Raw genomic sequence first — 1053 nt, forward strand, 5'->3', positions numbered from 1 at the left:
CACGGATAACTACCCGCAGAAGGCATCCAATCGCAAAATACCTGGGGGACGCCTCCTGCCAACGTACGTTGGCAGTAATTTTAAAAAACAGACAATAATGAAAATAATGACAAGACTAACAAGCATTTTATTCGTTCTGACTTTATGGACGATAACCGTAAACGGACAAGATTTTTTTGAAGATGGAAGTATGAAACTAACAGAAGTTTCTACCGACAAAAAATATGGTTACGAACCTAATCATAAGACCTCGATTAAAGTAGGAAAAATTGAAAATGAACAAGCCTATTTGAAAGCATTACGTGGACCTAATGGTGAAGCTGTTCAATTTAGACGTGTGTCAAGTTGTTGTGAATTCAAAAGTAAATCAGCGGCTTTTGGTAAAGGACTATTGGACAAATATGAAGTTTATTATCAAGGACTTAAAGAGCCGAGTATCTTATACGTTAACGGATATGACTATGAAAGTCCAAAAGCACCTTTTGGTTTTACATTTGTCACAGCTGACAAAATAGAAAAACCAACAATTTTTCCAGCGGACAGTATATTGAAAGTTAGCTTTTGCAATGCACAGACACAATATGCAGTAGGAAAAGAGTTCTTACTAAAAGAAAAAATTGGAGAAAAACCAGAACCCGATACAAATCCTAACTTTGAAGGCGGACTTGAAGAATTGAAAAAATATTTTGCTGACAAGCCATTGACAGATGAACGATTTAAAGATGCAGTTTTTAGAGTTGCTATTGCATTTGTTGTTGACTGTAATGGTAAAGCGGGAAATTTTATGATTATAACAAAAGGGAAAGGACTTGCAGAAACTTTTGCAAACCAGGTTTTAGAGAAAGTAAACAGTATGCCGCAAAATTGGAAATCCGCAACTAAAAACGGAGAAAATGTAGATTGCTATCAAGTTCTATCATTCACTGTAATAGGTGGACAACTTGACAAAGTATCATACAGATGACGAAAGGAAGAAAAACTACTGCCAACAACTAGGTCTTCGTTGGGTACGGAGTGCCCACAATGAAGGCCGGGTTGTACTTAACCGGTGCT

General features: G+C 36.8%; 1 protein-coding gene. It reads left to right on the forward strand.

The features are described 5' to 3' along the window. Positions 1-964, forward strand: a 964-nt coding sequence (locus FVR03_RS24695; protein ID WP_222707324.1) for a hypothetical protein, incomplete at its 5' end; no start/stop codon positions are given. Between the last annotated feature and the right edge of the window lie 89 nt (positions 965-1053).

The sequence above is a fragment of the Pontibacter qinzhouensis genome (assembly GCF_008017455.1).
GTDB classification, from domain to species: Bacteria; Bacteroidota; Bacteroidia; order Cytophagales; family Hymenobacteraceae; genus Pontibacter; species Pontibacter qinzhouensis.